Below are 20,966 nucleotides of genomic sequence, written 5' to 3'. Positions count from 1 at the left end.
CGAGGGCTCCAGCTTCGGCGGGCGAGGCTAGAGCATTTTCCGCGGGCAGCTACCGGTCTGGCGCGGAAAATGCTCTGAATTCAATGAGGCGAGGGCGGAAACCGATTCCCTTGAATCGAATTTCGCTCTAGTTTCAGAATATCGACGCCTCAAGTCCCCCGTTGGGGCGTGACCTGGTCGCCAGGATAGTCTAGCTAACTGCGACCTATTGTCATTACGTGGGGGTATTCATGTCGCGTATCGCAAAACTTGCCATGTTTGGCGCGGCTATCATGACGGCGGCCCCGGTCGGCGCAGCGGCTCAAGGCCGCGCGGCCAAGCCGTCCAACGGCCAGAAGATGCAAGAGGCCGCAGCGGCCCAGATCCCGCACTGCGGACGCAAGCTCGGCACGCTTTCGATCACCAACGGCGACGATCCGCGCGGTTGGAACCAGTACAACCTGGCGCCGCCGGCCAAGCTGCTGCGTTCGATCGTCCAGAAGTCGGGCTGCTTCAACCTCGTCGACCGCGGCGCCGGCCTGAACGCCGCCGTGACCGAGCGCGACATCGGCTCGGGCCTTGGCCTGCAACGCGGCTCCAACGTGGGGCAGGGCCAGGTGAAGGCCGCCGACTACGTGCTGGTGGCCGAGGTGCAGGGCTCCAACAGCAACGCCGGCGGTTCGGCCCTGGCGGGCATCGCCGGGGGCCTGATCGGCGGCACCGCCGGCGCCCTGGTCGGAGGTATCAAGACCCGCAAGCTCGAAGCCAACACCGTCCTGTCGCTGACCAATGTCCGCACGACCGAGACCCTGGCCGTGACCGAGGGTTACGCCGTGAAGAACGACGTCGGCTGGAGCGCCGGCGGCGGCGGCTTCGGCTCGACCGGCTTCGGCGGCGCGGTCGGCGGCGGCTACGAAGACACCGACATCGGCCGTATCGTCTCGCTGGCTTTCATCCAGGCCTACGCCAAGATGGTGGGCGAACTCGGCCTCGTCTCCGATTCGCCGGCCGCGGCTCAGAACTCCCCCACCAAGACCTTCACCGCCACCGCGCCGGTGAACATGCGCCGCGGGCCGGACGCCAAGGCCGCCCTGGTGCGCTCGCTGCCGCCGGGCTCCATCGTCTATCCGACGGGCGCCAAGCAGGACATGTGGTGGGAAGTGGCCGACGAGAACGACAACGTCGGCTGGGTGCTGAACACCAAGCTCGAACCGAGCCGCTAAACGTGAGGGGCGGGGGCCGAGGCTCCCGCCCTTTCGATTCCAGCCTTTTCGATTCTAGATCGAGAAGCTGACGCCGCAGCCGCAGCTCGACTTGGCGTTGGGATTGCGGACCTTGAACTCCGCGCCGGCCAGTTCGTCGACGAAGTCGATTTCCGAACCCTTGAGCAGCACCAGCGACATCTCGTCCACCAGGGCCGCGGCGCCGTCGCGCTCGATCTTCAGGTCGTCGGGTTGGGCGGCGTCCACCAGGTCGAACTGGTATTGGAAGCCCGAGCAGCCGCCGCCCTCCACCGCCACGCGCAGCATGATCGGCTTGCCTTCGGCCGCGCCGATTTCATGAAGCCGCTTGGCTGCGGCGGGGGACAGGGTGAGTTCGGTGGTGGTCATGCTGCGGAAAACCTCTGCCTGGACTATATGAGATCACTAGGCCCTTCGTCCAAGAGGGCGTCGCCACACGAGATCCGATGAACCCTCCGCCCCGCGCGGCCTACGCCGAAGATTCCGCCAAGTCCCTCGGCCGCAAGGTTCCTGAGCCGGAGAGCCGCACGCGTACGCCGTTCGCGCGCGACCGCGACCGGATCATCCACGCCACCGCCTTTCGCAGGCTGAAGGAGAAGACCCAGGTCTTCGTCGCCCACGAGGGCGACCATTTCCGCACGCGCCTGACCCATTCGCTGGAGGTCGCCCAGGTCGCTCGCTCGGTCGCCACGGCCCTTGGGCTGGAGCCGGATCTCGCCGAGACCATCGCCCTGGCCCACGATCTCGGCCACCCTCCGTTCGGCCACGCTGGCGAGGACGAACTCCAGATCCAGATGGAGAAGTACGGCGGCTTCGACCACAACGTCCAGACCTTCCGCGTGGTCAGCAAGCTGGAGCGGCGCTATCCGCGCTGGGACGGGCTGAACCTGACCTGGGAGACTCTGGAAGGCGTCATCAAGCACAATGGTCCGGTGGCCGACAAACTCGGCCGTCCCTCCTGGAACGCGATCGCCGAGTTCGACAAGGACTACAACCTGCGCCTGGGCACCTGGGCCTCGGCCGAGGCTCAGGTCGCGGCCCTCGCCGACGACATCGCCTACAACAACCACGACGTCGACGACGGCGTGGCCGCCGGCCTTTTCACGCTGGAAGACCTGCTCGACGTGCCGCTGATCGGCCCGATCCTGGCCGGGGTGTTCAAGGACTTCCCGGGCCTCGACCCGGTGATCATCCGCCTCGAGGCGGTTCGCCGCATGATCGGGGCCATGGTCGACGACGTGCTGGCCGAAACCCGCCGTCGCGCCGCAGCGGCCAAGGTCGCTTCGCCGGAGGACGTGCGCAACATGGACCACGCCCTGGTGTCGTTCTCGCGCGACATGCTCGAAGACCTCTCGCGCCTGCGCGAGTTCCTGATGTCGCGCATGTACCGCTACTGGAAGGTCAACCGGACCCGCAGCCAGGCGCGCCGCATTCTCGCCGAGATGTTCCAGTTGTTCATGGCCGAGCCCGATGTCCTGCCGACAGAGTGGTTCGCCCGCTCGCAGAACCGCGACGAAGCCGGCCGTGCGCGGGTGGTGTGCGACTACATCGCCGGCATGACCGACCGGTTCGCCATCGAGGAACACCGGCGACTTTTCCACCTCGACGTCTGGAATTAGACGCAAGGCTGGCTTCGTAGGCGGGTTCGCTTCGATAAAATCGCCTGAACGCCGTGCGCGATTCGCGCCGCGGCCAATCGAATCCAATTCGGAGCCTTCGATGTCCGACCCCGACCGCGGCGCCTATACCCCGCCGACCGACGCGCCGCTGTCCTTCGACGCGCGCCAGCCGGTCCGCGGCGGCGGGCCGGCGCCTGTCATGCTGATCCTGAGCGCCCTGGTCCTGATCGCGCTCGTGATCGCCATCGTCATGTTCTACCGCTCCGGCGTGCGCGAAGCGGGCCAGCCGCCGCGCACGGTCGGCGCGCCGGTCGCCGAGATGAAGGCGCCGCCGCCGGCCGAGGCCCAGCCCGCCGATCCCGCCGCCGGCCTGCAAATCTACCAGACCGAGGCTGGCGAGGCGCCGGCCGAAGCTCCCAGCTTCACAGCTCCCCCCGAACAGCCCCAGGCGCGTCCGGCCCCCGTCGCCGTCCAGCCGCCCCCGCGGCCCGCACCGACCGCGCCGGTCTCCGCCGCGCCCATCGCCGCGGCGACGCCTGCGCCCACCAGCAGCGGCCTGAAGCCAGCGGTCCAGCCGCCTGCGCCGACCGCGACTCCGGTGGTCAAGGTCGCCCCGCCGCCCGCGCCCAAGCCTGCGGCGGCGGCCCCGGCGGCTCCGGCGCCCAAGCCCGCGGGCGGCGGCGTCGCCGCCGTTCAGATCGGCGCCTTCTCGTCCCAGGCCCTGGCTGACAGCGAATGGACCAAGGCGGTCGCCGTCGCGCCCGGCGCAGCCGCCGGCAAGGGCAAGAAGGTCGAGACCGTCGAAAAGAACGGCGCCACCCTCTACCGCACCCAGGTCACCGGCTTCTCCAGCCGCGCCGACGCCGCGGCCTTCTGCGACAAGCTGAAGGCGGCCGGCAAGAGCTGCTTCGTGAAGTGACCCACGCGGCGATCCTCGGCTGCTCGGGGCAGGGCCTCTCCCGCGAGGAACAGGCCTTCTTCCGCGACGTGCGGCCGTGGGGATTCATCCTCTTCGCCCGCAACGTCGAAAACCCCGACCAGGTCCGCCGGCTGGTGGAGGACCTGCGCGCGAGCGTCGATCGCCCGGACGCGCCGGTGCTGATCGACCAGGAGGGCGGACGGGTCCAGCGGCTCGGCCCGCCGCACTGGCGGCGCTACCCGCCCGGCCGCGCCTATGGCGAGTTGCCGGCCAACGATCTCCTGCTGCAGCGGGAGATCGCGCGTCTCGGCGCCCGGCTGCTGGCGCACGACCTGGCTGAGTTGGGGATCAATGTCGACTGCGTGCCGGTGCTCGACGTACCGGTCGAGGGGGCGCACGACGTCATCGGCGACCGCGCCTACGCCAAGACGCCGGAGGGCGTCGCCCGCCTGGGCCGCGCCGCCTGTGAGGGGCTGATCGCCGGGGGCGTGCTGCCGGTCGTCAAGCACATCCCCGGCCACGGCCGCGCCAAGGCTGACAGCCACCTGGACCTGCCGGTGGTCGAAACATCCTACGACGAGCTCGACGCCTGGGATTTCGCGCCGTTCAAGATGCTGTCGGACATGCCGATGGTGATGACCGCGCACGTGGTCTACTCGGCGGTCGATCCCAGGCGCCCGGCCACCACCTCCAGGACGGCGATGCGCAAGGTCGTGCGCGGCGCCATCGGCTTCGACGGCCTGGTGATGAGCGACGACCTGTCTATGAAGGCGCTGGGCGGCGACTTCGCCAGCCGCGCCAAGGCCTCCCTGGCCGCGGGTTGCGACGTCGTCCTGCACTGCAACGGCGACATGGACGAGATGCGGGCGGTGATCGCCGGGACCCGCGAGCTTTCCGGCCAGGCCGCTCGCCGCGCCAAGGCCGCGCTCGCCCGCCTCGCCAAGCTTCCTGAGCCTCTCGACCTCGAGGCGGCGAGGGCGCGCTTCGACGCCGCCTTCGCCGGGATCTGGACGCCGTGAGCGGCTTCCAGCCCACGCTGGATTTCGAGGCGGCCAACACGGCGGCCGAGGACGGCGATGCGCTGGTCATCGACATCGACGGCTACGAAGGCCCGCTGCACGTGCTGCTGGCCCTGGCGCGCAGCCAGAAGGTCGACCTGCTCCAGCTCTCGATCACCCGGCTCGCCGACCAGTACCTCGCCTTCGTCCAGCAGGCGCGGCGGGTGCGTTTCAGCCTGGCGGCGGACTATCTCGTCATGGCGGCCTGGCTGGCCTATCTGAAATCGCGCCTGCTCCTGCCCAAGCCCGAACGGCCGAAGGCCGAGGAGCCGCCGGCCGAGGAGATGGCCGCCCAGCTCGCTTTCCGGCTGGCGAAACTCGATGCCATGCGCAAGGCGGCCGACGCCCTGCGCGAGGGCGTCCACCTCGGCCGCGACGTCTTCGGCCGTGGCGATCCGGAGGCGATCAGGATCGTGCCCTCGACGCGGCTTGAGGGCGACCTCTACGGCCTGATGAGCGCCTATATCGAGCAGCGCCGCAAGGAACAGGGCCGCCACTACACGCCCCGTGTCCAACAAGCCTATCCGCTGGAGGACGCCCGCGACCGCCTGCGCCACCTGCTGCCCGAACTGGAGCGCTGGACGCCCCTGACCGGCGTGGCGCCCCTGAAGCCGTCGGGCGAAGGCCCCACCCAGGCCTCCTATGTAGCCTCGACGCTCTCGGCCAGCCTCGAACTGGTGAAGGAAGGAGCGCTGGAGGCGCGGCAACTGGAGGCCTTCGCCGACATCTATCTGCGCGCCCGTAAGGAGCTGCGTCCATGAGCGTCGAGACCGAACGTCAGGTCGAGGCCCTGCTGTTCGCGGCCGCCGGCCCCCTGAGCCTGGAGGACATCGCCGGGCGCCTGCCCGCCGGCGCCGATGTCGAAGCGGCGATCGACGCCTTGCGGAAGACCTATGAGGGCAGGGGAGTGGTGCTCGCCTGCGTCGCCGGGCGCTGGCGCTTCCAGACGGCCGAGGACCTCGCCTTCCTGATGACCGAGGAGCGCGAGGAACCGCGCCGCCTCTCCAAGGCCGCCCAGGAAACCTTGGCCATCATCGCCTATCACCAGCCGGTGACGCGCGCCGAGATCGAGGCGGTGCGCGGCGTCCAGGCCAGCAAGGGCACGCTGGACGTCCTTCTGGAGCTCGGTCTCGTACGCATGCGCGGTCGCCGCCGCACGCCGGGCCGCCCAGTCACCTACGGCACCACCGACGCCTTCTTGGAACACTACGGCCTGGCGCACTTGAGCGACCTGCCGGGCATGGCCGAGATGAAGGCCGCCGGCCTGCTCAGCCTCGACCTGCCGCCGGACTTCAACGTGCCCAATCCCACCGGCCTGGGCCTGGCCGAGGAAGACCCGCTGGAAGACGGCGACGCGCCCGAATTCCACGTGGATTTTCTTGGCGACGACGAGGCGCAGCTTTAGGACGCGTTGGCGTCGGACGCCGTGAACGATTATATTCCGTCTTCAATCAAGGACGGACGTGCGGCCAAGGTCGGTCGCCGACGTTGAGGAGTTTGGCCTGATGGGCTCATTTTCGATTTGGCACTGGCTGATCGTGCTGGTGGTCGTGGCGCTGGTGTTCGGCGGCCGCGGCAAGCTTTCGGGCATCATGGGCGACGCGGCCAAGGGCATCCGCGCCTTCCGCGACGGCCTGAAGGACGAGCCGACGACGGCGGAAAACAAGCCGCTGCCCACCGCCGAGCGCGAGAAGGACGAAGCGCGCGGCTGAGTCTCAGCCGTCTCCCGAAGGTTTCGCCCGCGCTGGTCTTGGGCTGGCGCGGGCTCTTACGTCTAGGCTGCCTCACGAATGTTACCCGATGTCGGCGGGCTCGAACTCCTGGTCATCGCGGCGGTCGCCCTGATCGTCGTCGGGCCCAAGGACCTGCCCGTCATGCTGCGCAAGCTCGGCCAGTTCACAGCCAAGATTCGCGGCATGGCCAACGAATTCCGGGCCAGCTTCGATGAGATGGCGCGCCAGTCCGAACTGGACGAGCTGCGCAAGGAGGTCGAGGCCATGCGCCGCGGCCAGGTCGCCGAGAGCGCCGCGGCCGACGCCTCGAAAGCCCAGGTCGAGCAGGTCTTCAAGGAGATCGGCGACAGCCTGGAGGGGTCGGGAATGCAGTTTCCACCCAGCAGTCATCCGCCGACCGTAAAGATCGAGCCCGAACCCGTCGCCCCGCCGGAGCCGGCGCCTGCGATTGAGGCTCCCAAGCCCCGTGCCCGCCGCGCGGCCAAGCCCAAGGCCGAAACCGCCGCCAAACCGAAGGCGGCCGCGAAACCGAAATCCGCCAAGCCGAAGGCCAAGGCGTGAGCAATCCCTACGATTCCGACGACGCCGAGATCGAAGCGTCCCGCGCGCCCCTGCTCGATCATCTGGTCGAGCTGCGCTCGCGCCTGATCGTCTGCGTCATCGCCATGGCGCTCGGCTTCGTGCTCTGCTTCGCCTTCTCCAAGCAGATCTATATGTTCCTGCTGCATCCGTTCGCGATCGCCGCCCAGTTGCTGGCGGCCGAGCAGGCGGCGCACGCGCACCAGGCCGGCGGCTTCGATCCGGTCCGCTTCCTCAACGGGACCAAGGACCTGTTCCTGGCCTTGATCGGCGCGCGCGAAGCGCCCGATGTCGCCGGGGCCGAACGGTTGAAGCTGGTCTTCACCGCCCCCCTGGAATTCTTCTTCACCAAGCTGAAGCTGGCCGGCTTCGGCGCGGTGGTGGTGACCTTCCCGGTGCTGGCCTGGCAGGTCTATAGCTTCGTCGCTCCGGGCCTCTACAAGCGCGAGCGCAAGGCCTTCCTGCCGTTCCTGGTCGCGTCGCCCGCCCTGTTCCTGATGGGGGCGGCGCTCGTCTACTATGTCATCCTGCCGTTCGTGCTGTGGTTCTCGCTTTCCCAGCAGATCGTCGGCGACGCCTCGGTCTCGGTGGAGCTGCTGCCCAAGGTCTCCGACTATCTGAGCCTGGTCACCACCCTGCTGCTGGCCTTCGGCCTCTGCTTCCAGCTCCCGGTGGTCCTGACCCTGGTCGGCATGGCCGGGCTGGTCTCGTCCAAGGCCCTGGCCGCCGGTCGCCGCTACGCCATCGTCGGGGTCTTCGTCGTGGCCGCGGTGGTGACCCCGCCCGACCCGATCAGCCAGACCCTGCTCGCCGTGCCGATCATCCTGCTCTACGAAATCTCGATCTGGTGCGTGCGCGTCATCGAGGCGCGCCGCAAGCGCGAGGAAGACGAGGAGGCGGGCCAGGACATCGTGCCGGTCTGACGTGGTGAAGGCGGCGGGGGTTGGCCGTCCTTCCAACGCGCTCTAGAGAAGTCCGCTCACTCCCACCTGTGGCGGACCCATGCACGACATCCGAGCCATTCGCGAAACCCCCGAGCTTTACGAGACGGCGTGGGCGGCGAAGGGGCGGTCCGGCGCCGCGGCCCAGGCGGTCGACCTCGATGCGAAACTGCGCGCCGCCAAGCTCGCCCTCGAAACCGCTCAGAGCCGGCGCAACGAAGCCTCCAAGCTGATCGGCCAGGCCAAGGCCCGTAAGGACGAGGTCGAGGCCACGCGCCTGATGGCCGAGGTCGAGCAGGTCAAGGGCGTGCTGGCCGAGCAGGCCGAGATTGAGCGCGCCGTCTCCGGCGAGTTGCACGACCTGCTCGCCGGCCTGCCCAACATCCCGCTCCCCGACGTGCCGGCCGGCGCGGATGAGCACGACAATGTCGAAGTCCGCCGCTGGGGCGAGCCCTTCGCCATCTCCGCGCCCAAGGACCACGTCGATCTCGGCGAAGGCCTCGGCCTGGTCGATTTCGAGGCCGCGGCCCGCATGAGCGGCGCGCGCTTCGTGGTGCTGAAGGGCCAGGTCGCGCGGCTGGAGCGGGCTATCGGCCAGTTCATGCTCGACCTGCAGACCCGTGAGCACGGCTACACTGAGGTCTCCCCGCCGCTGTTGGTCAACGACGCGGCGGCCTACGGCACCGACAAGCTGCCCAAATTCGCCGACGACCTGTTCCAGACCACCGACGGCCGCTGGCTGATCCCCACCGCCGAAGTGCCGCTGACCAGCATGGTCATGGACCAGATCGTCGCCGAGGAAGAACTGCCGCTGCGCATGACGGCCCTGACGCCGTGCTTCCGCTCCGAGGCCGGCGCCTCGGGCCGCGACACCCGCGGCATGATCCGTCAGCACCAGTTCTACAAGGTCGAACTGGTCTCGATCACCGCGCCCGACAAATCGGAAGAGGAACACGAGCGGATGGTGGGCTGCGCCGAGGCGGTGCTGAAGGCCCTGGAACTGCCGTTCCGCACCATGCTCCTCTGCACCGGCGACATGGGCTTCGGCGCGCGCAAGACCTACGACCTGGAGGTCTGGATTCCCTCCGAAGGCCGCTATCGCGAGATCAGCTCCTGCTCCAACTGCGGCGACTTCCAGGCCCGCCGCATGAACGCCCGCGCCAAGAAGGCCGGCGAGAAGGGCACGCGCTTCGTCCACAGCCTCAACGGCTCTGGCCTGGCCGTCGGCCGCACCCTGGTGGCGGTGATGGAGAACTACCAGGACGAGAACGGCCGCATCGCCATTCCCCAGGCGCTGCAGCCCTACATGCACGGCCTGACCCACATCGGCGGGGTTTGATGCGTATCCTGCTGACCAACGACGACGGCATCCACGCCGAAGGGCTCGTCGCGCTGGAGGCCATCGCCCGCGCCTTGACCGACGATGTCTGGATCTGCGCGCCAGAATACGAGCAGTCCGGCGCCAGCCGCGCCCTGACCCTGGCCGACCCGGTGCGGGTGCGAAAGCTGGACGATCGCCGCTACGCCACCACCGGCACGCCGACCGACTGCGTGATGCTGGCCGTCAGCGAACTGATGGGCGGACTGAAGCCGGACCTGGTGCTCTCGGGCGTCAATCGCGGCGCCAATCTCGCCGAGGACGTCACTCTGTCGGGCACGGTCGCAGGCGCGATCGAGGGCATGGCTATGGGGTTTCCGTCCATTGCGCTCTCCCAGACCGGCTGGCCGCTGGTCGACGGGCGCGGGATGTTCGAGCCGGCCGAGCATTTCGGTCCGGGGATCGTGCGCCGCCTGGTCGAGATCGGCTGGCCGAAGGACGTGGTGATGAACGTCAACTTTCCCTCGCGCCCGCTGGACCAGATCGTCGAGGTCGAGGTCACGCGCCAGACGTTCCGCGACGTCGCCGTCCGCCACGCCGAGAAGCGGACCGACCTGCGCAACCGCGACTACTACTGGATGGGCTTCCGCAACGAATTGTCGCGGCCGGCCGAGGGCACCGACCTTCGCGCCATTTACGACGGTAAGATTTCCGTCACCCCCTTGCATATCGACCTGACTCACGTCGAAACCGTCTATCGCCTGAAGGGCGTGCTCGGGGGCGCGCCGCCGAAGGCCTGAGGCGAGCATGGCGAACGACGATACCGAGACGGGCGAGGGAAGGGACGCACAGCTTGCCCGGCTGGTCCTGGCGCTGCGCTCGCAGGGGGTCACCGATCCCGGCGTGCTTGCGGCCCTTGAATCGACTCCCCGCGAACTCTTCACCCCGGACCTGTTCAAGGAGCGGGCGTTCGAGGATTCGGCCCTGCCGATCGCCTGCGGTCAGACGATCAGCCAGCCCTTCATCGTCGGCCTGATGAGCCAGGCCCTGCAGGTCGAGCCTCGCTCGCGCGTGCTGGAGATCGGCACCGGCTCGGGCTACCAGACCACCATCCTCTCCAAGCTCGCGCGGCTGGTTTACACCGTCGAGCGCTATCGCACCCTGATGGGCGAGGCCGAGGCCCGCTTCAAGCAACTCGGCCTGACCAACATCATCACCAGGTTCGGCGACGGCGGCCTGGGCTGGCCCGAGCAGGCGCCTTTTGACCGCATTTTGGTCACGGCCGCGGCGCCGGACGCGCCCAAGGCCCTCCTTTCGCAACTCAAGCCGTCGGGAATCCTGGTGGCGCCCGTGGGCAAGGGGCCGGTGCAGAAACTGATCCGCTATCTCGGCGATGGGAACGGGGTGTTCCGGGCCGAGGTGATGACCGAAGTCCGCTTCGTGCCGCTGCTGCCCGGCGTGGCGAAGGAGCCCTGAGGTTACGAGGAATTGGGTTGGCTTCGGCGTCGGCTGTAACCCATCATTAACCGTGACGCCTCGACTGATTCCGAACCAAAAGTCCCCGGAGCGGCGATGACGCTTTCACTTACGCGTACGGTCCTATTCCTTCTCGCCGGCACGGCGCTGACGGCCTGCACCACGGTCGAGCCCCTGCGCCCGAGCTATCCCGTACGTCCAAATCCGGCGCCTTCGCAGCCGCCGCCGGTCGTGCAAGCACCCCCGCCGGCCGCCACGACCCCGTCCGCGCCGTCGTCGCCGCTGACGCCCAGGCCCACCGCCCCGGTCGAGGCCGCGCCGCTGCCCAGCCTGCCGCCGGCCCAAAGCCCGCCGCCTCAGCCGCGTCCGGCCCCGTCGCCGCCTGCGATGCAGACGGTCACCCGCACGACCACCGCCGGCCGGGTGGTGGACACTGCAGGTCCGGCTCAGGACTACACGGTCAAGAAGGGTGACAATCTCGACGCCATCGCCCGCAGCCTCGGCACGACGCGCCAGCAACTGGCGGACGACAACAACCTCAAGGCCCCCTATGCGCTGCGCCCCGGCCAGGTGCTCAAGGGCCCGAAGAGCAAGACCGCCAAGGCCTATGTAGTGGAGCAGGGCGACACCCTCTTCGCCATCGGCCGCCGTTTCGGCGTCACGCCTGCGGCCATCGCCGAGGCCAATGGCCGCGACGTCGATGCGCCCCTGGCCACCGGCGAGAAGTTGATCCTGCCGGACGGCTTCAAGGACAAGGGGCCAACCGTGGTCCGCGTCCAGGTCCCGGTCTCGGGCGGCGCGGCCCCCGCGCCTGTCTCCCCGCCGCCGCCGCGCGCGCCGCAGCCCGCGCCGCCGCCGCCGCCCGAACCCGAGGAACCGGCCGCGCCGACCGTGGTGCGCAAGGTGACCGGCAAGGTTGTCGACGCGACCGGCAAACCGGCGACCTACACCGTCAAGAAAGGCGACAACCTCGACGCCATCGCCCGCAAGCTCGACACCACCCGCAAGGATCTGGCCGACGACAACAAGCTGAAGGCGCCCTACGCCCTCCAGCCGGGCCAGGTGCTCAAGGGGCCGCCGGTGAAGGTCAAGGCCTATGTGGCGGGGCAGGGCGACACCATGGCCCTGATCGCCCAGCGTTTCGGCGTCACCCAGAAGGCGCTGGCCCAGGCCAATGGCCTGAAGGTCGGCGCGGCGATCAAGCCCGGCCGCCAGGTCGTCCTGCCGGCCGGCTATCGCGATCGCGGACCGATCCGCGAGACCACGCCCGCGCCGCGGCCCAGGCCGACCCCGGCTCCGACGCCCAGCCTGCCGCCGCCCGCGCCCGTCATGCCGGCGCCGCGGCCGACGCCGGCCCCCACGCCTTCGACACCGCAGTCCGCGCCTGCGCCTGCTCCGGTTCCGCCGCCGATCACGCCGCCGGCCGCCTCGGCCAGTCCCACCGACGCCCAGATTTCCAGCTTCGGCCGCGGCCGCTTCATCTGGCCGGTGCGCGGCGATGTGATCTCCGAGTTCGGCCCCAAGGGCACGGGCCAGCGCAATGACGGCGTCAATATCCGCGCCAGCGCGGGCGAGACGGTGAGGGCCGCTGCGGCGGGCGACATCGTCTATGCCGGCGACCAGGTTCCGGGCTTCGGGAACCTCGTGCTCATCAAGCACACCGATGGCTGGGTCACGGCCTATGGCCACTTGTCGCGGGTCGATGTGAAGATGCAGCAGAAGGTCGTGCAGGGGCAGCAGATCGGCCAGACCGGCACGACCGGCGGCGTCACCGAGCCTCAGCTCCACTTCGAGGTGCGCTACGCGCCCACCCCGCAGGACCGCGCCCGCCCGATCGACCCCAAGCTCGTCCTGCCGAAGTAGTAGAGGCCAATTCACCCCCGGCCAGGGGTGGCTCGCATATGGGTGTCATCCCGGTTTGCGAAGCAAGACCGGGATCCATGAACACATGCGGCTCAGAATCCGTCTCGGCGTGGCAAGAGCCTGAAAGTTCAGGTGTTCATGGATCCCGGACAAGCGCTGCGCGCTTTCCGGGACGGCATGCGCGATCGCGCCGTAGCCGGCGGTCTGCATTCCATGCGACGGTCCCCCTCAGGCGAGGAGCATCTACAGCGCCCTACACCGGCAGCGGCTTGCCCTGTTCGCCCGCCAGGTCGCGGATGAACTGGTAGGCGACGCGGCCCGAGCGCGAGCCGCGCAACTGCGCCCATTGCAAGGCGCGCCGTTCCAGGTCGGCGTCGGCCAGGCCATAGCGCGCGGCATAGGCGTTGATCGCCGCCAGATAGGTCGCCTGGTCCATGGGCGGGAAGCCGATCCACAGGCCGAAGCGGTCGGAGACGCTGACTTCCTCCTCGGCGTCCTCGGCGGAGGCGACCAGGCCCCGATCCTCGGTGTTGGTCCGCGGCATCAGGTGGCGGCGGTTCGAGGTGGCGACGAACAGCACATTGGCCGGCGGACCGGAGACCCCGCCCTCCAGCGCCGATTTCAGCGCCTTGGCCGCGCTGGCGCCTTCCTCGAACGACAGGTCGTCGCACAGCACCACGAACCGCTCGCTGCGGGCGCGCAACAGGTCGAACAGGGCCGGCAGCTCGGTCACCTGGTCGCGGTCGACCTCGACCAGCTTCAGGTCCGGCGCTTGGGCCGACACCTGCATGAACGCGGCCTTGGAGATCGAGCTCTTGCCCGTGCCGCGCACGCCCCACAGCAGGACGTGGTTGCTGGGCAGGCCGCGGGCGAACCGCTCAAGGTTCTCCAGGAACCGCTCCTTCTGCCGGTCGATCCCCAGCAGGGATTCGAGGGGCAGGGGATAGTCGGGCGCCGGATGGAAGGCGCCGGTTACGGGATCGTGACGGAAGAGACGGGCGCCGGCGAAATCGGGCGCGACCTTGGCGGGCGGGGCGAGGCGCTCGAGGGCCTCGGCGATACGGATCAGAACCGGATGCAACGCGTCTTCCATGGCTGCGCTGCTTAGCGGCATGGCGCTTCCATTGCAAAACGAAGACGCAGCGCATAGCTTCCGCCGACTTGAAAACCGGGCCGCGACGCGCCCGACACCAGAGCTTCGGAGCGCCATGTTCGCCACGCCCGCCTTCGCCCAGACCGCCGCAGGAGCCGCCGCCGGCGGTCCGCAGGACATGCTGATCCAGTTCCTGCCGCTGGTGGGCCTGGTCGTTCTGTTCTATTTCCTGATGATCCGCCCGCAGCAGCGCCGGATGAAGCAGCATCAGCAGATGATCACCAACCTGAAGCGCAACGACGTCGTCGTGCTGAGCTCGGGCGTAATCGGCAAGGTCGTCCGGGTCGAGGACAAGGAAGTCGGCCTTGAAATCGCCCAGGGCGTCACGATCAAGGTGGTCAAGGGCATGATCGCCGAGGTCCGCGTCCGCGGTGAACCGGCCCCGGCTAATGACTCCAAGGCCTAAGGGCTCGAACCGCACATGATCAATCTCTCGCGCTGGAAGGTGATCGCCGTCGTTCTGTCGGCGATCTTCGGCGTGCTGTTCACCCTGCCGAACCTGTTGCCGGCGGATGTTCGTGACAGCCTGCCGGGCTTCATGCCCAAGCAGACGCTCAACCTCGGCCTCGACCTGCAGGGTGGTTCGCACCTGCTGCTGGAAGTCGACACCGCGGCCCTCAAGCGCGAGCGGCTGACCAACCTAGTCGAAGACACCCGCACCACCTTGCGCGAAGTGCAGATTCCCTTCGCCGAGCTGCGCGAGGTGAACGGCGAGGTCAGCGTCCTGATCAACGACCCGGCCCAGGCCAATACGGCGGTCAACAAGCTGCGCGCCTCAGTCGCCGGCGTGGTGGCCGGCGCGCCGGGCGGCCGCGAGATCTCAATCAACAACGACGGCGGCGGCCGCATCCGCCTGTCGCTGTCGCAGGACGCCATGACCGCCGAGGCCGGTCGCGCGGTCGACCAGTCCATCGAAATCCTGCGTCGCCGGATCGACGAACTGGGCACCAAGGAACCGACCATCGTCCGCCAGGGCGTCGACCGCATCGTCGTCCAGGCGCCCGGTGAAAGCGATCCCCAGCGTCTGCGCGACGTGATCGGCCAGACCGCGAAGCTGACCTTCCAGATGGTCGACGAGAGCGTCAGCCTGGAGGAGGCGGCCGCCGGCCGCGTGCCGCCCGGCTCCGAACTCCTGCCCAGCGAAGACGGCTACACCTCCATGGTGCTGGTCAAGAAGCGCGCCCTCGTCACCGGCGAGATGCTGACCGACGCCCAGCAGTCCTTCGACCAGCAGAGCGGCCAGCCGGTCGTCTCCTTCCGCTTCAACAGCCAGGGCGCCCGGCGCTTCGGCGAGGCGACGGCCGTGAACATCGGCAAGCGTTTCGCCATCGTGCTCGACGGCAAGGTGATCTCCGCCCCGGTCATCCAGAGCGCCATCACCGGCGGTTCCGGCCAGATCAGCGGCAGCTTCACGCCGCAGAGCGCCAACGACCTGGCCATCCTGCTGCGCGCCGGCGCCTTGCCCGCGCCGCTGAAGGTCGAGCAGCAGTCGACGGTCGGGGCCGAACTGGGGGCCGACGCGGTCAAGGCCGGCATCATCTCGCTGGCCATCGGCGGCGTCGCCATCATCATCTTTATCATCCTGGCCTACGGGCTGTTCGGGGTGTTTGCGGCCATCGCCCTGGTGGTGAACGTGCTGCTGATCCTGGGGATCATGTCGTTCACACAGGCGACCCTGACCTTCCCCGGGATCGCCGGCCTCATCCTGACCCTGGCGGTGGCGGTCGACGCCAACGTGCTGATCTACGAGCGGATACGCGACGAAGCCCATGCCGGCCGCTCGCCGATATCGGCCCTGGAGCACGGCTATTCGCGCGCCCTGGTCTCCATCCTCGACGCCAACATCACCAGCGCCATCTCCGCCCTGATCATGTTCCAGTTCGGTTCGGGCCCGATCCGCGGGTTCGCCTGGACGCTGCTGATCGGGGTCGTGACCTCGGTGTTCACGGCGGTCGTCATCACTCAAGTGCTCATCGGCCTTTGGTTCCGCGCCAAGCGGCCGAAGGCCCTGCCGATCGTATAGGGTTCAGAACATGTGGCCTCTGATCCGTATTCTCCCGCGCGAGTTCCACTTCAACTTCGTGCGGCTGGCGCCCTATGCGGCGATCCTGTCGGCGTTGCTGATCGCCGGCTCGGGCGTGTCGTTCTTCACCAAGGGCCTGAACCTGGGCATCGACTTCATCGGCGGTTCGATGATCGAGGTGCAGACCAAGGGCCCGGCCGACATCGCCAAGCTGCGCGCCACCATGATGCATGTCGGCGGCGAGGACGCTCAGGTTCAGCAGATGGGGGCCGCCAACGGCGCGGTCCTGCGCTTCCGCACCGCCGAGGGCGTCAGCCCGGTCGACGGGGCCGAGCGCATCAAGACCGAGCTCAGCAAGGAATTCCCCGGCATCACCTTCAAGAAGGTCGAGGTCGTGGGGCCGAAGGTTTCGGGCGAGCTGATGCAGGGCGGCTTCATGGCCCTCGGCGTCGCGGTCTTCCTGATGCTGCTCTACATCTGGTTCCGCTTCCAGCTCCAGTTCGGCCTGGGCGCGGTGGTCGGCGTCTTCCATGACGTGCTGCTGACGCTCGGCATGCTGTCGCTGACGCATCTGGAGTTCTCCATGACCTCCATCGCCGCCTTGCTGACCGTCATCGGCTATTCGATGAACGAGAAGGTCATCACCTTCGACCGGCTTCGCGAGAACCTGCGCAAGTACAAGACCACGCCTCTGGCCGACGTCATCAACCGCTCGGAGAACGAGCGTCTGTCGCGCACCCTGATCACCGGTTCGACGGCGATCCTGGCGCTCTCCGGCGCGGTGTTCTTCGGCGGGCCGGTGCTGTTGCCGCTGGTCATCACCATGGTTTTCGGCATCGTCGTCGGCACCTATTCGTCGATCTATGTCGCCCTGCCGATCATCCTGCTGTGGGGCGTCAAGCGCGGCGACGAACCGGCCGAACCGCTGAAGCCGCAGGCCGCCCGCTAGGACCATGGCCCGCGACGCGCCCCAGATCGACACCTATGGAGACGGCGGTTTCCGCCTCTCCACCGGGCGTCATCAGGGCTCGCTGCTGATCCTCAAGGACGAGGCCAGGCCCTGGCCCGTTCGCGCCATGGCCGAGCTGAAGCCCGAGCATTTCGCCGAGATCGTCGCGGCGGGCCGCGGCGAGGTGGAATTCGTCCTGCTGGGCGCCGGGGCGGCCAACGCCTTGCCGCCGCGCCCGGTGCGCGAGGCGCTGCAACGCGCTGGCATCGGCCTGGAATTCATGGATACGCCCAGCGCCTGCCGCACCTACAACATCCTGACCGCCGAAGGGCGCAAGCTGGCCGCGGCCCTGATCGCCGTCTAGGCTGCGCGCCATGTCCGACCCCGAAGCCTCCGAAGACCTCGACGGACAGGTCCGCCGCCTCGATCCCGAGCGCTGGCTCTCCAGCCGCTTCATCTCCGATCCGCAGGCGCGGGCCGACGTGATCGCGATCTACGCCTTCGACCACGAACTGGGCCGCGCGCCGAAGGTGGCCTCCAACCCTCTGCTGGGCGAGATTCGCCTGACCTGGTGGCGCGAGATGCTGGATGAGGCCTATGGCGGCGGCGCAGTGCGCCATCATCCCACAGCCCTGGCCCTGGCGGCGGCCATCGCCCGGCGAAGCCTGCCGCGCGGCCCCCTCGAAACCATGATCGACGCGCGCTATCGCGAGCTCGACCCAGCGCCAATGAATCTCGCCGACGCCCAGGAATGGGCCGAAGGGACCGGCGGCGGCGCGGCCCAGGCCGCAGCCCTGGCGCTCGATCCCGCCGCCGACGTCGGCAAGGCCCGCGAGGCCGGCAAGGCCTGGGCCGTCGGCCGCCTCATGGCCACGGCCGGCATGGAGGGACCAGCCGCGCAGGCTGCGCTCGCAGAGGCGTTGGCCAAGGCTCAAGGGCTCTCGGTGGCGGCGTTTCCCGCCGCCGCCCACGCTACGCTCGCCCGTCAGCGAGCCCGCGGGCGGCGGCCCTCCGATCTGGAGAGCCGCCTGCGTCTGTTCTGGGCCGTCGCGCGGGGGCGGCTCTAGCTATTATTCGGCGGCCAGGGCCTGGGCTTCGGCCAGCCAGGCGTCGAGATCGGCCAGGGCGCGCTCGCCCATGGCCAGCTTCTTGTTGCGGCCGCGCTCCTTGGCACCGATGCGGCTGCCGTCCTCGCGGCGCTTGGGGCCGGCCTCGTCCAGCGGCGGCAGCAGGCCGTAATTGATGTTCATCGGCTGGAACGACCCCTTGCCGGCGTCGATATGGCCGCCGGTGATGTGGCCGATCAGCGCGCCCATGGCCGTGGTCGCCGGCGGCGGCCCGATCGGGCGGCCCAGCCGCTCGGCCGCAGCGAAGCGGCCGGCCAGCAGGCCGACGGCCGCGCTCTCGACATAGCCCTCGACCCCGGTCACCTGGCCGGCGAAGCGCAGGCGCGGCTGCTGCTTCATCCGCAGTTGGGCGTCCAGCAGCCTGGGGCTGTTCAGGAAGGTGTTGCGGTGCAGCCCGCCCAGCCGCGCGAACACGGCCTTCTCCAGGCCGGGAATGGTGCGGAAGATCTCGGTCTGCGCCCCATGCTTCAGCTTGGTCTGGAAGCCGACCATGTTCCAGAGCGTGCCCAGCGCATTGTCCTGGCGAAGCTGGACGACGGCGTAGGCCTTCTCATCGGGCTTGTGGGCGTTGGTCAGGCCGACCGGCTTCATCGGCCCGTGGCGCAGGGTCTCGCGCCCCCGCTCGGCCATCACCTCGATCGGCAGGCAGCCGTCGAAATAGGGCACGTTCTCCCAGTCCTTGAACTCGGACTTGGGCCCGTCCAGCAGGGCGTCGATGAAGGCCTCGTACTGCGCCTTGTCCATCGGGCAGTTGATATAGGCGGCCGTCTCGCCGGACGGCCCGGCCTTGTCGTAGCGCGACTGGCGCCAGCAGACGTCCATATTGATCGAATCGAAGTTCACGATCGGGGCGATGGCGTCGAAGAACGACAGCTCGCCTTCGCCGCCCAGCTCCAAGATCGCCTGCGACAGCGCCGGCGAGGTGAGGGGGCCGGTGGCGACGATCACGTTGTCCCATTCGGCCGGCGGCAGGCCGGCGATCTCTTCGCGCACGATGGTCACCAGCGGGTGGGCTTCCAGCCGCGCGGTGACGGCTTGCGAGAAGCCGTCGCGGTCCACGGCCAGGGCGCCGCCGGCCGGCACCTGGTTGGCGTCGCCACAGGCCATGATGATCGAGCCCAGCCGCCGCATCTCGGCGTGCAGCAGGCCCACAGCATTGCCGGTCCAGTCGTCGGCGCGGAAGGAGTTGGAGCAGACCAGCTCGGCCAGGCCCTCGGTCTGGTGCGCATCGGTCTTGCGGACCGGGCGCATCTCGTAGAGCACGACCGGAACTCCGGCTTGAGCGACTTGCCAGGCGGCCTCGGAGCCAGCCAGGCCCCCGCCGACGATATGAACGGATTGGATCGACATGCGTGACTAACTAGCAACGATCCGGCGACTTCGCGAGCTAGGCCTTGCAGGCGGCCTGCGACGTCACCAGAGTCCGCAGCCGAAGAGAGGCCGACTCATTGCCTGCGGGTGGGCCAGAGGATTGAGATGACTGCGTTCTCGGCGACCGACGCCGCCTTGGAAGGTTTCCGGATCACGCGCGAAAGGCCCAAGGTCGTATTGATCTGGGCGGTCTTCGCTTTCCTGGTCAGCATCTGTAGCGCGGTCTATCTGATCGCGATCGGCCAGGACGCGCGCGCCGTGCTCGAGGCCAGCTCCGCCGAGCAGCCCGCCGACCTTGCGACCTTCGGCAAGGCCATGGGCGATTTGCTGCCGATGATGGTCATGGGCCTTGCGGTCCAATGCGTGATGGCCGGCGCCGTCTACCGCATCCTCCTGCGGCCGGAGGAGAAGGGATTCGCCTATCTGAAGCTCGGCATGGACGAGGCGCGCCTGGCGGCCCTGACCTTCATCTACGTGCTGCTGGCCAGCGTCACCATGTTCGTCGTTGTCCTGGCCGCGGCCCTGATCGCCATGATCGCCTCGGCGGCGGGGCAGAACGTGGCCCTGCTGGTGGCGGTGGCCACCGAGATCTTCTTCCTGGGCCTTCTGTTCTATGTCGGGGTGCGGTTGTCGCTGGCGCCGGCTATCACCTTTGCCGAGCGGCGGATCGCCCTGTTCGACTCCTGGAAGCTGACCCATGGCCAGTTCTGGCGGCTGACCGGCGCCTACGCCCTGGCGATCTGCGGCATCGTCGTCATCGCCATGCTGGTGGTGACGATCTTCTCGGCCCTGGTCGCCGTCGCGGTCGGCGGCGATCTCCAGGCGGTGGGCAAGATGTTCGCCCCCGACCAGTCGTCGCTCGCGACCTATTTCTCGCCGGTGATGATCCTCTACCTGCTGGTCGCCGCCTGGCTCAGCGCGCTCTACTACGCGGTGATCATCGCGCCGGCCGCAGTGGCCTATCGCGCGCTGAGCCGGGGCTGATTCAGGCCTTGGCGCTGGGGCGCGCGCTCACTCGCTCGCGCCAGGCCTTGAGGTTCTGGAACTCGTCCTCGACCGGCAGGCCGATCCAGTCGGCGAAGTCGACCGTGGATAGCAGGCAGATGTCGGCCATCGAATAGCTGTCGCCGACCAGGAACTCGCGCCCGGCCAGTTCGCGGTCGATGTACTTCTGCGCCCCCTGGTAGGTTTCGCGATTGGCCTCGCCGAAGTCCTTGTACTGGGTCAGCAAAGCGGCGGTGAACGGGTGGGCGTGCCGCCAGAAATTGCCGACGGGCATCATGACCGCGAACTCCACCCGGCGAATCCATTGCTCCACCAGCGCCTTTTCGACCGCCGTGCGGCCGAACATCGGCGGCTCGGGGTGGGTCTCCTCGAAATAGCGGCAGATGGCGACGGTCTCGGAGATGCAGGTTCCGTCGTCCAGCTCCAGGGTGGGTAACTGGCCCATGGAGTTCTTGGCGCGGAATTCGGGCGACTTATGCTCGCGCTTGCGCATGTCGACCGTCGTCTCGGGCAGGTCGACGCCCTTCTCGGCCAGGAAGATGCGTACGCGGCGAGGATTCGGCGCCGGCATCGGCGCGCCGTAAAGGATCATCGGGGACTCCCTAATCTTCT

Annotated in this window: 23 protein-coding genes; 19 read left to right on the top strand and 4 right to left on the bottom strand. The window is 68.6% G+C overall.

The window, feature by feature from the left end:
* Positions 1-254 precede the first annotated feature (254 nt).
* Positions 255-1,202 (top strand): CsgG/HfaB family protein, encoded by a 948-nt coding sequence (locus ACE3TL_RS03290; protein WP_374577281.1) that lies wholly within the window; start codon positions 255-257, stop codon positions 1,200-1,202.
* A gap of 54 nt (positions 1,203-1,256) precedes the next feature.
* On the opposite strand, the gene erpA is transcribed toward ACE3TL_RS03290, so the two are convergent.
* Positions 1,257-1,589, bottom strand: coding sequence for an iron-sulfur cluster insertion protein ErpA (erpA, locus tag ACE3TL_RS03285; RefSeq protein WP_374577279.1), 333 nt, complete (start codon positions 1,587-1,589; stop codon positions 1,257-1,259).
* 77 nt (positions 1,590-1,666) lie between these two features.
* Here erpA and ACE3TL_RS03280 point away from each other — a divergent pair, with 77 nt between their 5' ends.
* From ACE3TL_RS03280 to ACE3TL_RS03225, 12 genes are all read left to right on the top strand, one after another.
* Entirely contained in the window at positions 1,667-2,839 is a 1,173-nt protein-coding gene (locus ACE3TL_RS03280; protein ID WP_374577278.1) for a deoxyguanosinetriphosphate triphosphohydrolase, read from the top strand.
* Between the two features lie 100 nt (positions 2,840-2,939).
* Complete coding sequence (locus tag ACE3TL_RS03275; RefSeq protein WP_374577276.1) at positions 2,940-3,758, top strand: SPOR domain-containing protein; 819 nt, start codon at positions 2,940-2,942, stop codon at positions 3,756-3,758.
* A complete protein-coding gene (nagZ, locus tag ACE3TL_RS03270; protein WP_374577275.1) occupies positions 3,755-4,777 on the top strand; it encodes a beta-N-acetylhexosaminidase in 1,023 nt (340 codons plus the stop codon). Before ACE3TL_RS03275 ends, nagZ begins: the two co-directional genes overlap by 4 nt.
* Entirely contained in the window at positions 4,765-5,577 is an 813-nt protein-coding gene (locus tag ACE3TL_RS03265; protein WP_374577309.1) for a ScpA family protein, read from the top strand. Before nagZ ends, ACE3TL_RS03265 begins: the two co-directional genes overlap by 13 nt.
* The gene (gene scpB, locus ACE3TL_RS03260; RefSeq protein WP_374577273.1) at positions 5,574-6,221 is read left to right on the top strand and encodes an SMC-Scp complex subunit ScpB; all 648 of its coding nucleotides are present in this window, start codon (positions 5,574-5,576) and stop codon (positions 6,219-6,221) included. The genes ACE3TL_RS03265 and scpB overlap by 4 nt, the downstream gene beginning before the upstream one ends.
* 100 nt (positions 6,222-6,321) lie before the next feature.
* Entirely contained in the window at positions 6,322-6,528 is a 207-nt protein-coding gene (locus tag ACE3TL_RS03255; protein ID WP_374577271.1) for a twin-arginine translocase TatA/TatE family subunit, read from the top strand.
* A gap of 78 nt (positions 6,529-6,606) precedes the next feature.
* Positions 6,607-7,110 carry a Sec-independent protein translocase protein TatB gene (tatB, locus tag ACE3TL_RS03250; RefSeq protein WP_374577270.1) on the top strand — a complete coding sequence of 168 codons (504 nt, stop codon included), beginning with the start codon at positions 6,607-6,609 and terminating at the stop codon, positions 7,108-7,110.
* Complete coding sequence (gene tatC / locus ACE3TL_RS03245) at positions 7,107-8,051, top strand: twin-arginine translocase subunit TatC (RefSeq protein WP_374577268.1); 945 nt, start codon at positions 7,107-7,109, stop codon at positions 8,049-8,051. Before tatB ends, tatC begins: the two co-directional genes overlap by 4 nt.
* 79 nt (positions 8,052-8,130) lie before the next feature.
* Positions 8,131-9,408 carry a serine--tRNA ligase gene (gene serS, locus ACE3TL_RS03240; protein WP_374577267.1) on the top strand — a complete coding sequence of 426 codons (1,278 nt, stop codon included), beginning with the start codon at positions 8,131-8,133 and terminating at the stop codon, positions 9,406-9,408.
* Positions 9,408-10,187: a 5'/3'-nucleotidase SurE gene (gene surE, locus ACE3TL_RS03235; RefSeq protein ID WP_374577266.1), complete on the top strand. Its 780-nt coding sequence runs from the start codon at positions 9,408-9,410 to the stop codon at positions 10,185-10,187. Before serS ends, surE begins: the two co-directional genes overlap by 1 nt.
* Before the next feature lie 7 nt (positions 10,188-10,194).
* Positions 10,195-10,863, top strand: coding sequence for a protein-L-isoaspartate(D-aspartate) O-methyltransferase (locus ACE3TL_RS03230; RefSeq protein WP_374577265.1), 669 nt, complete (start codon positions 10,195-10,197; stop codon positions 10,861-10,863).
* Positions 10,864-10,959: 96 nt separating this feature from the next.
* Positions 10,960-12,726: a LysM peptidoglycan-binding domain-containing protein gene (locus ACE3TL_RS03225; protein ID WP_374577264.1), complete on the top strand. Its 1,767-nt coding sequence runs from the start codon at positions 10,960-10,962 to the stop codon at positions 12,724-12,726.
* Positions 12,727-12,979: 253 nt separating this feature from the next.
* Here the strand turns inward: ACE3TL_RS03225 and ACE3TL_RS03220 are convergent, their stop codons facing one another.
* Positions 12,980-13,819: an ATP-binding protein gene (locus ACE3TL_RS03220; RefSeq protein ID WP_374577263.1), complete on the bottom strand. Its 840-nt coding sequence runs from the start codon at positions 13,817-13,819 to the stop codon at positions 12,980-12,982.
* Positions 13,820-13,997: 178 nt separating this feature from the next.
* Here ACE3TL_RS03220 and yajC point away from each other — a divergent pair, with 178 nt between their 5' ends.
* Genes yajC through ACE3TL_RS03195 form a run of 5 tightly spaced genes read left to right on the top strand, consistent with a single transcriptional unit; the run spans position 13,998 to position 17,918 of the window.
* Positions 13,998-14,285, top strand: a complete 288-nt coding sequence (gene yajC, locus ACE3TL_RS03215; protein ID WP_374577308.1) for a preprotein translocase subunit YajC — start codon at positions 13,998-14,000, stop codon at positions 14,283-14,285.
* 15 nt (positions 14,286-14,300) lie between these two features.
* Positions 14,301-15,902 (top strand): protein translocase subunit SecD, encoded by a 1,602-nt coding sequence (secD, locus tag ACE3TL_RS03210; protein ID WP_374577262.1) that lies wholly within the window; start codon positions 14,301-14,303, stop codon positions 15,900-15,902.
* A gap of 10 nt (positions 15,903-15,912) precedes the next feature.
* Complete coding sequence (secF, locus tag ACE3TL_RS03205) at positions 15,913-16,851, top strand: protein translocase subunit SecF (RefSeq protein WP_374577260.1); 939 nt, start codon at positions 15,913-15,915, stop codon at positions 16,849-16,851.
* A gap of 4 nt (positions 16,852-16,855) precedes the next feature.
* Positions 16,856-17,215: an Mth938-like domain-containing protein gene (locus ACE3TL_RS03200; RefSeq protein WP_374577258.1), complete on the top strand. Its 360-nt coding sequence runs from the start codon at positions 16,856-16,858 to the stop codon at positions 17,213-17,215.
* Between the two features lie 10 nt (positions 17,216-17,225).
* Positions 17,226-17,918 carry a squalene/phytoene synthase family protein gene (locus ACE3TL_RS03195; RefSeq protein WP_374577257.1) on the top strand — a complete coding sequence of 231 codons (693 nt, stop codon included), beginning with the start codon at positions 17,226-17,228 and terminating at the stop codon, positions 17,916-17,918.
* Positions 17,919-17,921: 3 nt separating this feature from the next.
* Here the strand turns inward: ACE3TL_RS03195 and trmFO are convergent, their stop codons facing one another.
* Positions 17,922-19,328, bottom strand: a complete 1,407-nt coding sequence (gene trmFO / locus ACE3TL_RS03190) for a methylenetetrahydrofolate--tRNA-(uracil(54)-C(5))-methyltransferase (FADH(2)-oxidizing) TrmFO (RefSeq protein WP_374577256.1) — start codon at positions 19,326-19,328, stop codon at positions 17,922-17,924.
* 126 nt (positions 19,329-19,454) lie between these two features.
* Here trmFO and ACE3TL_RS03185 point away from each other — a divergent pair, with 126 nt between their 5' ends.
* Positions 19,455-20,333: a hypothetical protein gene (locus ACE3TL_RS03185; RefSeq protein ID WP_374577255.1), complete on the top strand. Its 879-nt coding sequence runs from the start codon at positions 19,455-19,457 to the stop codon at positions 20,331-20,333.
* 1 nt (position 20,334) lies between these two features.
* Here the strand turns inward: ACE3TL_RS03185 and ACE3TL_RS03180 are convergent, their stop codons facing one another.
* Positions 20,335-20,946 (bottom strand): glutathione S-transferase family protein, encoded by a 612-nt coding sequence (locus tag ACE3TL_RS03180; RefSeq protein WP_374577253.1) that lies wholly within the window; start codon positions 20,944-20,946, stop codon positions 20,335-20,337.
* Between the last annotated feature and the right edge of the window lie 20 nt (positions 20,947-20,966).

Origin of the sequence: Phenylobacterium sp. (assembly GCF_041920015.1) — a bacterium.
Taxonomy (GTDB): Bacteria; Pseudomonadota; Alphaproteobacteria; order Caulobacterales; family Caulobacteraceae; genus Phenylobacterium.
The sequence above is the reverse complement of the archived record's forward strand: the minus strand, read 5'-3'. Positions and strand labels throughout refer to the sequence as shown.

What these genes read in the sequence shown, in the direction of transcription:
- ACE3TL_RS03280 (WP_374577278.1), top strand. Translation starts at nt 1,667, where the DNA reads ATGAACCCTCCGCCCCGCGCGGCCTACGCCGAAGATTCCGCCAAGTCC.
- ACE3TL_RS03195 (WP_374577257.1), top strand. Translation starts at nt 17,226, where the DNA reads ATGTCCGACCCCGAAGCCTCCGAAGACCTCGACGGACAGGTCCGCCGC.
- ACE3TL_RS03275 (WP_374577276.1), top strand. Translation starts at nt 2,940, where the DNA reads ATGTCCGACCCCGACCGCGGCGCCTATACCCCGCCGACCGACGCGCCG.
- ACE3TL_RS03220 (WP_374577263.1), bottom strand. Translation starts at nt 13,819, where the DNA reads ATGGAAGACGCGTTGCATCCGGTTCTGATCCGTATCGCCGAGGCCCTC.
- yajC (WP_374577308.1), top strand. Translation starts at nt 13,998, where the DNA reads ATGCTGATCCAGTTCCTGCCGCTGGTGGGCCTGGTCGTTCTGTTCTAT.
- secF (WP_374577260.1), top strand. Translation starts at nt 15,913, where the DNA reads ATGTGGCCTCTGATCCGTATTCTCCCGCGCGAGTTCCACTTCAACTTC.
- ACE3TL_RS03255 (WP_374577271.1), top strand. Translation starts at nt 6,322, where the DNA reads ATGGGCTCATTTTCGATTTGGCACTGGCTGATCGTGCTGGTGGTCGTG.
- trmFO (WP_374577256.1), bottom strand. Translation starts at nt 19,328, where the DNA reads ATGTCGATCCAATCCGTTCATATCGTCGGCGGGGGCCTGGCTGGCTCC.
- ACE3TL_RS03200 (WP_374577258.1), top strand. Translation starts at nt 16,856, where the DNA reads ATGGCCCGCGACGCGCCCCAGATCGACACCTATGGAGACGGCGGTTTC.
- secD (WP_374577262.1), top strand. Translation starts at nt 14,301, where the DNA reads ATGATCAATCTCTCGCGCTGGAAGGTGATCGCCGTCGTTCTGTCGGCG.
- scpB (WP_374577273.1), top strand. Translation starts at nt 5,574, where the DNA reads ATGAGCGTCGAGACCGAACGTCAGGTCGAGGCCCTGCTGTTCGCGGCC.
- surE (WP_374577266.1), top strand. Translation starts at nt 9,408, where the DNA reads ATGCGTATCCTGCTGACCAACGACGACGGCATCCACGCCGAAGGGCTC.
- ACE3TL_RS03230 (WP_374577265.1), top strand. Translation starts at nt 10,195, where the DNA reads ATGGCGAACGACGATACCGAGACGGGCGAGGGAAGGGACGCACAGCTT.
- tatB (WP_374577270.1), top strand. Translation starts at nt 6,607, where the DNA reads ATGTTACCCGATGTCGGCGGGCTCGAACTCCTGGTCATCGCGGCGGTC.
- serS (WP_374577267.1), top strand. Translation starts at nt 8,131, where the DNA reads ATGCACGACATCCGAGCCATTCGCGAAACCCCCGAGCTTTACGAGACG.
- ACE3TL_RS03290 (WP_374577281.1), top strand. Translation starts at nt 255, where the DNA reads ATGTTTGGCGCGGCTATCATGACGGCGGCCCCGGTCGGCGCAGCGGCT.
- ACE3TL_RS03180 (WP_374577253.1), bottom strand. Translation starts at nt 20,946, where the DNA reads ATGATCCTTTACGGCGCGCCGATGCCGGCGCCGAATCCTCGCCGCGTA.
- ACE3TL_RS03225 (WP_374577264.1), top strand. Translation starts at nt 10,960, where the DNA reads ATGACGCTTTCACTTACGCGTACGGTCCTATTCCTTCTCGCCGGCACG.
- erpA (WP_374577279.1), bottom strand. Translation starts at nt 1,589, where the DNA reads ATGACCACCACCGAACTCACCCTGTCCCCCGCCGCAGCCAAGCGGCTT.
- ACE3TL_RS03185 (WP_374577255.1), top strand. Translation starts at nt 19,455, where the DNA reads ATGACTGCGTTCTCGGCGACCGACGCCGCCTTGGAAGGTTTCCGGATC.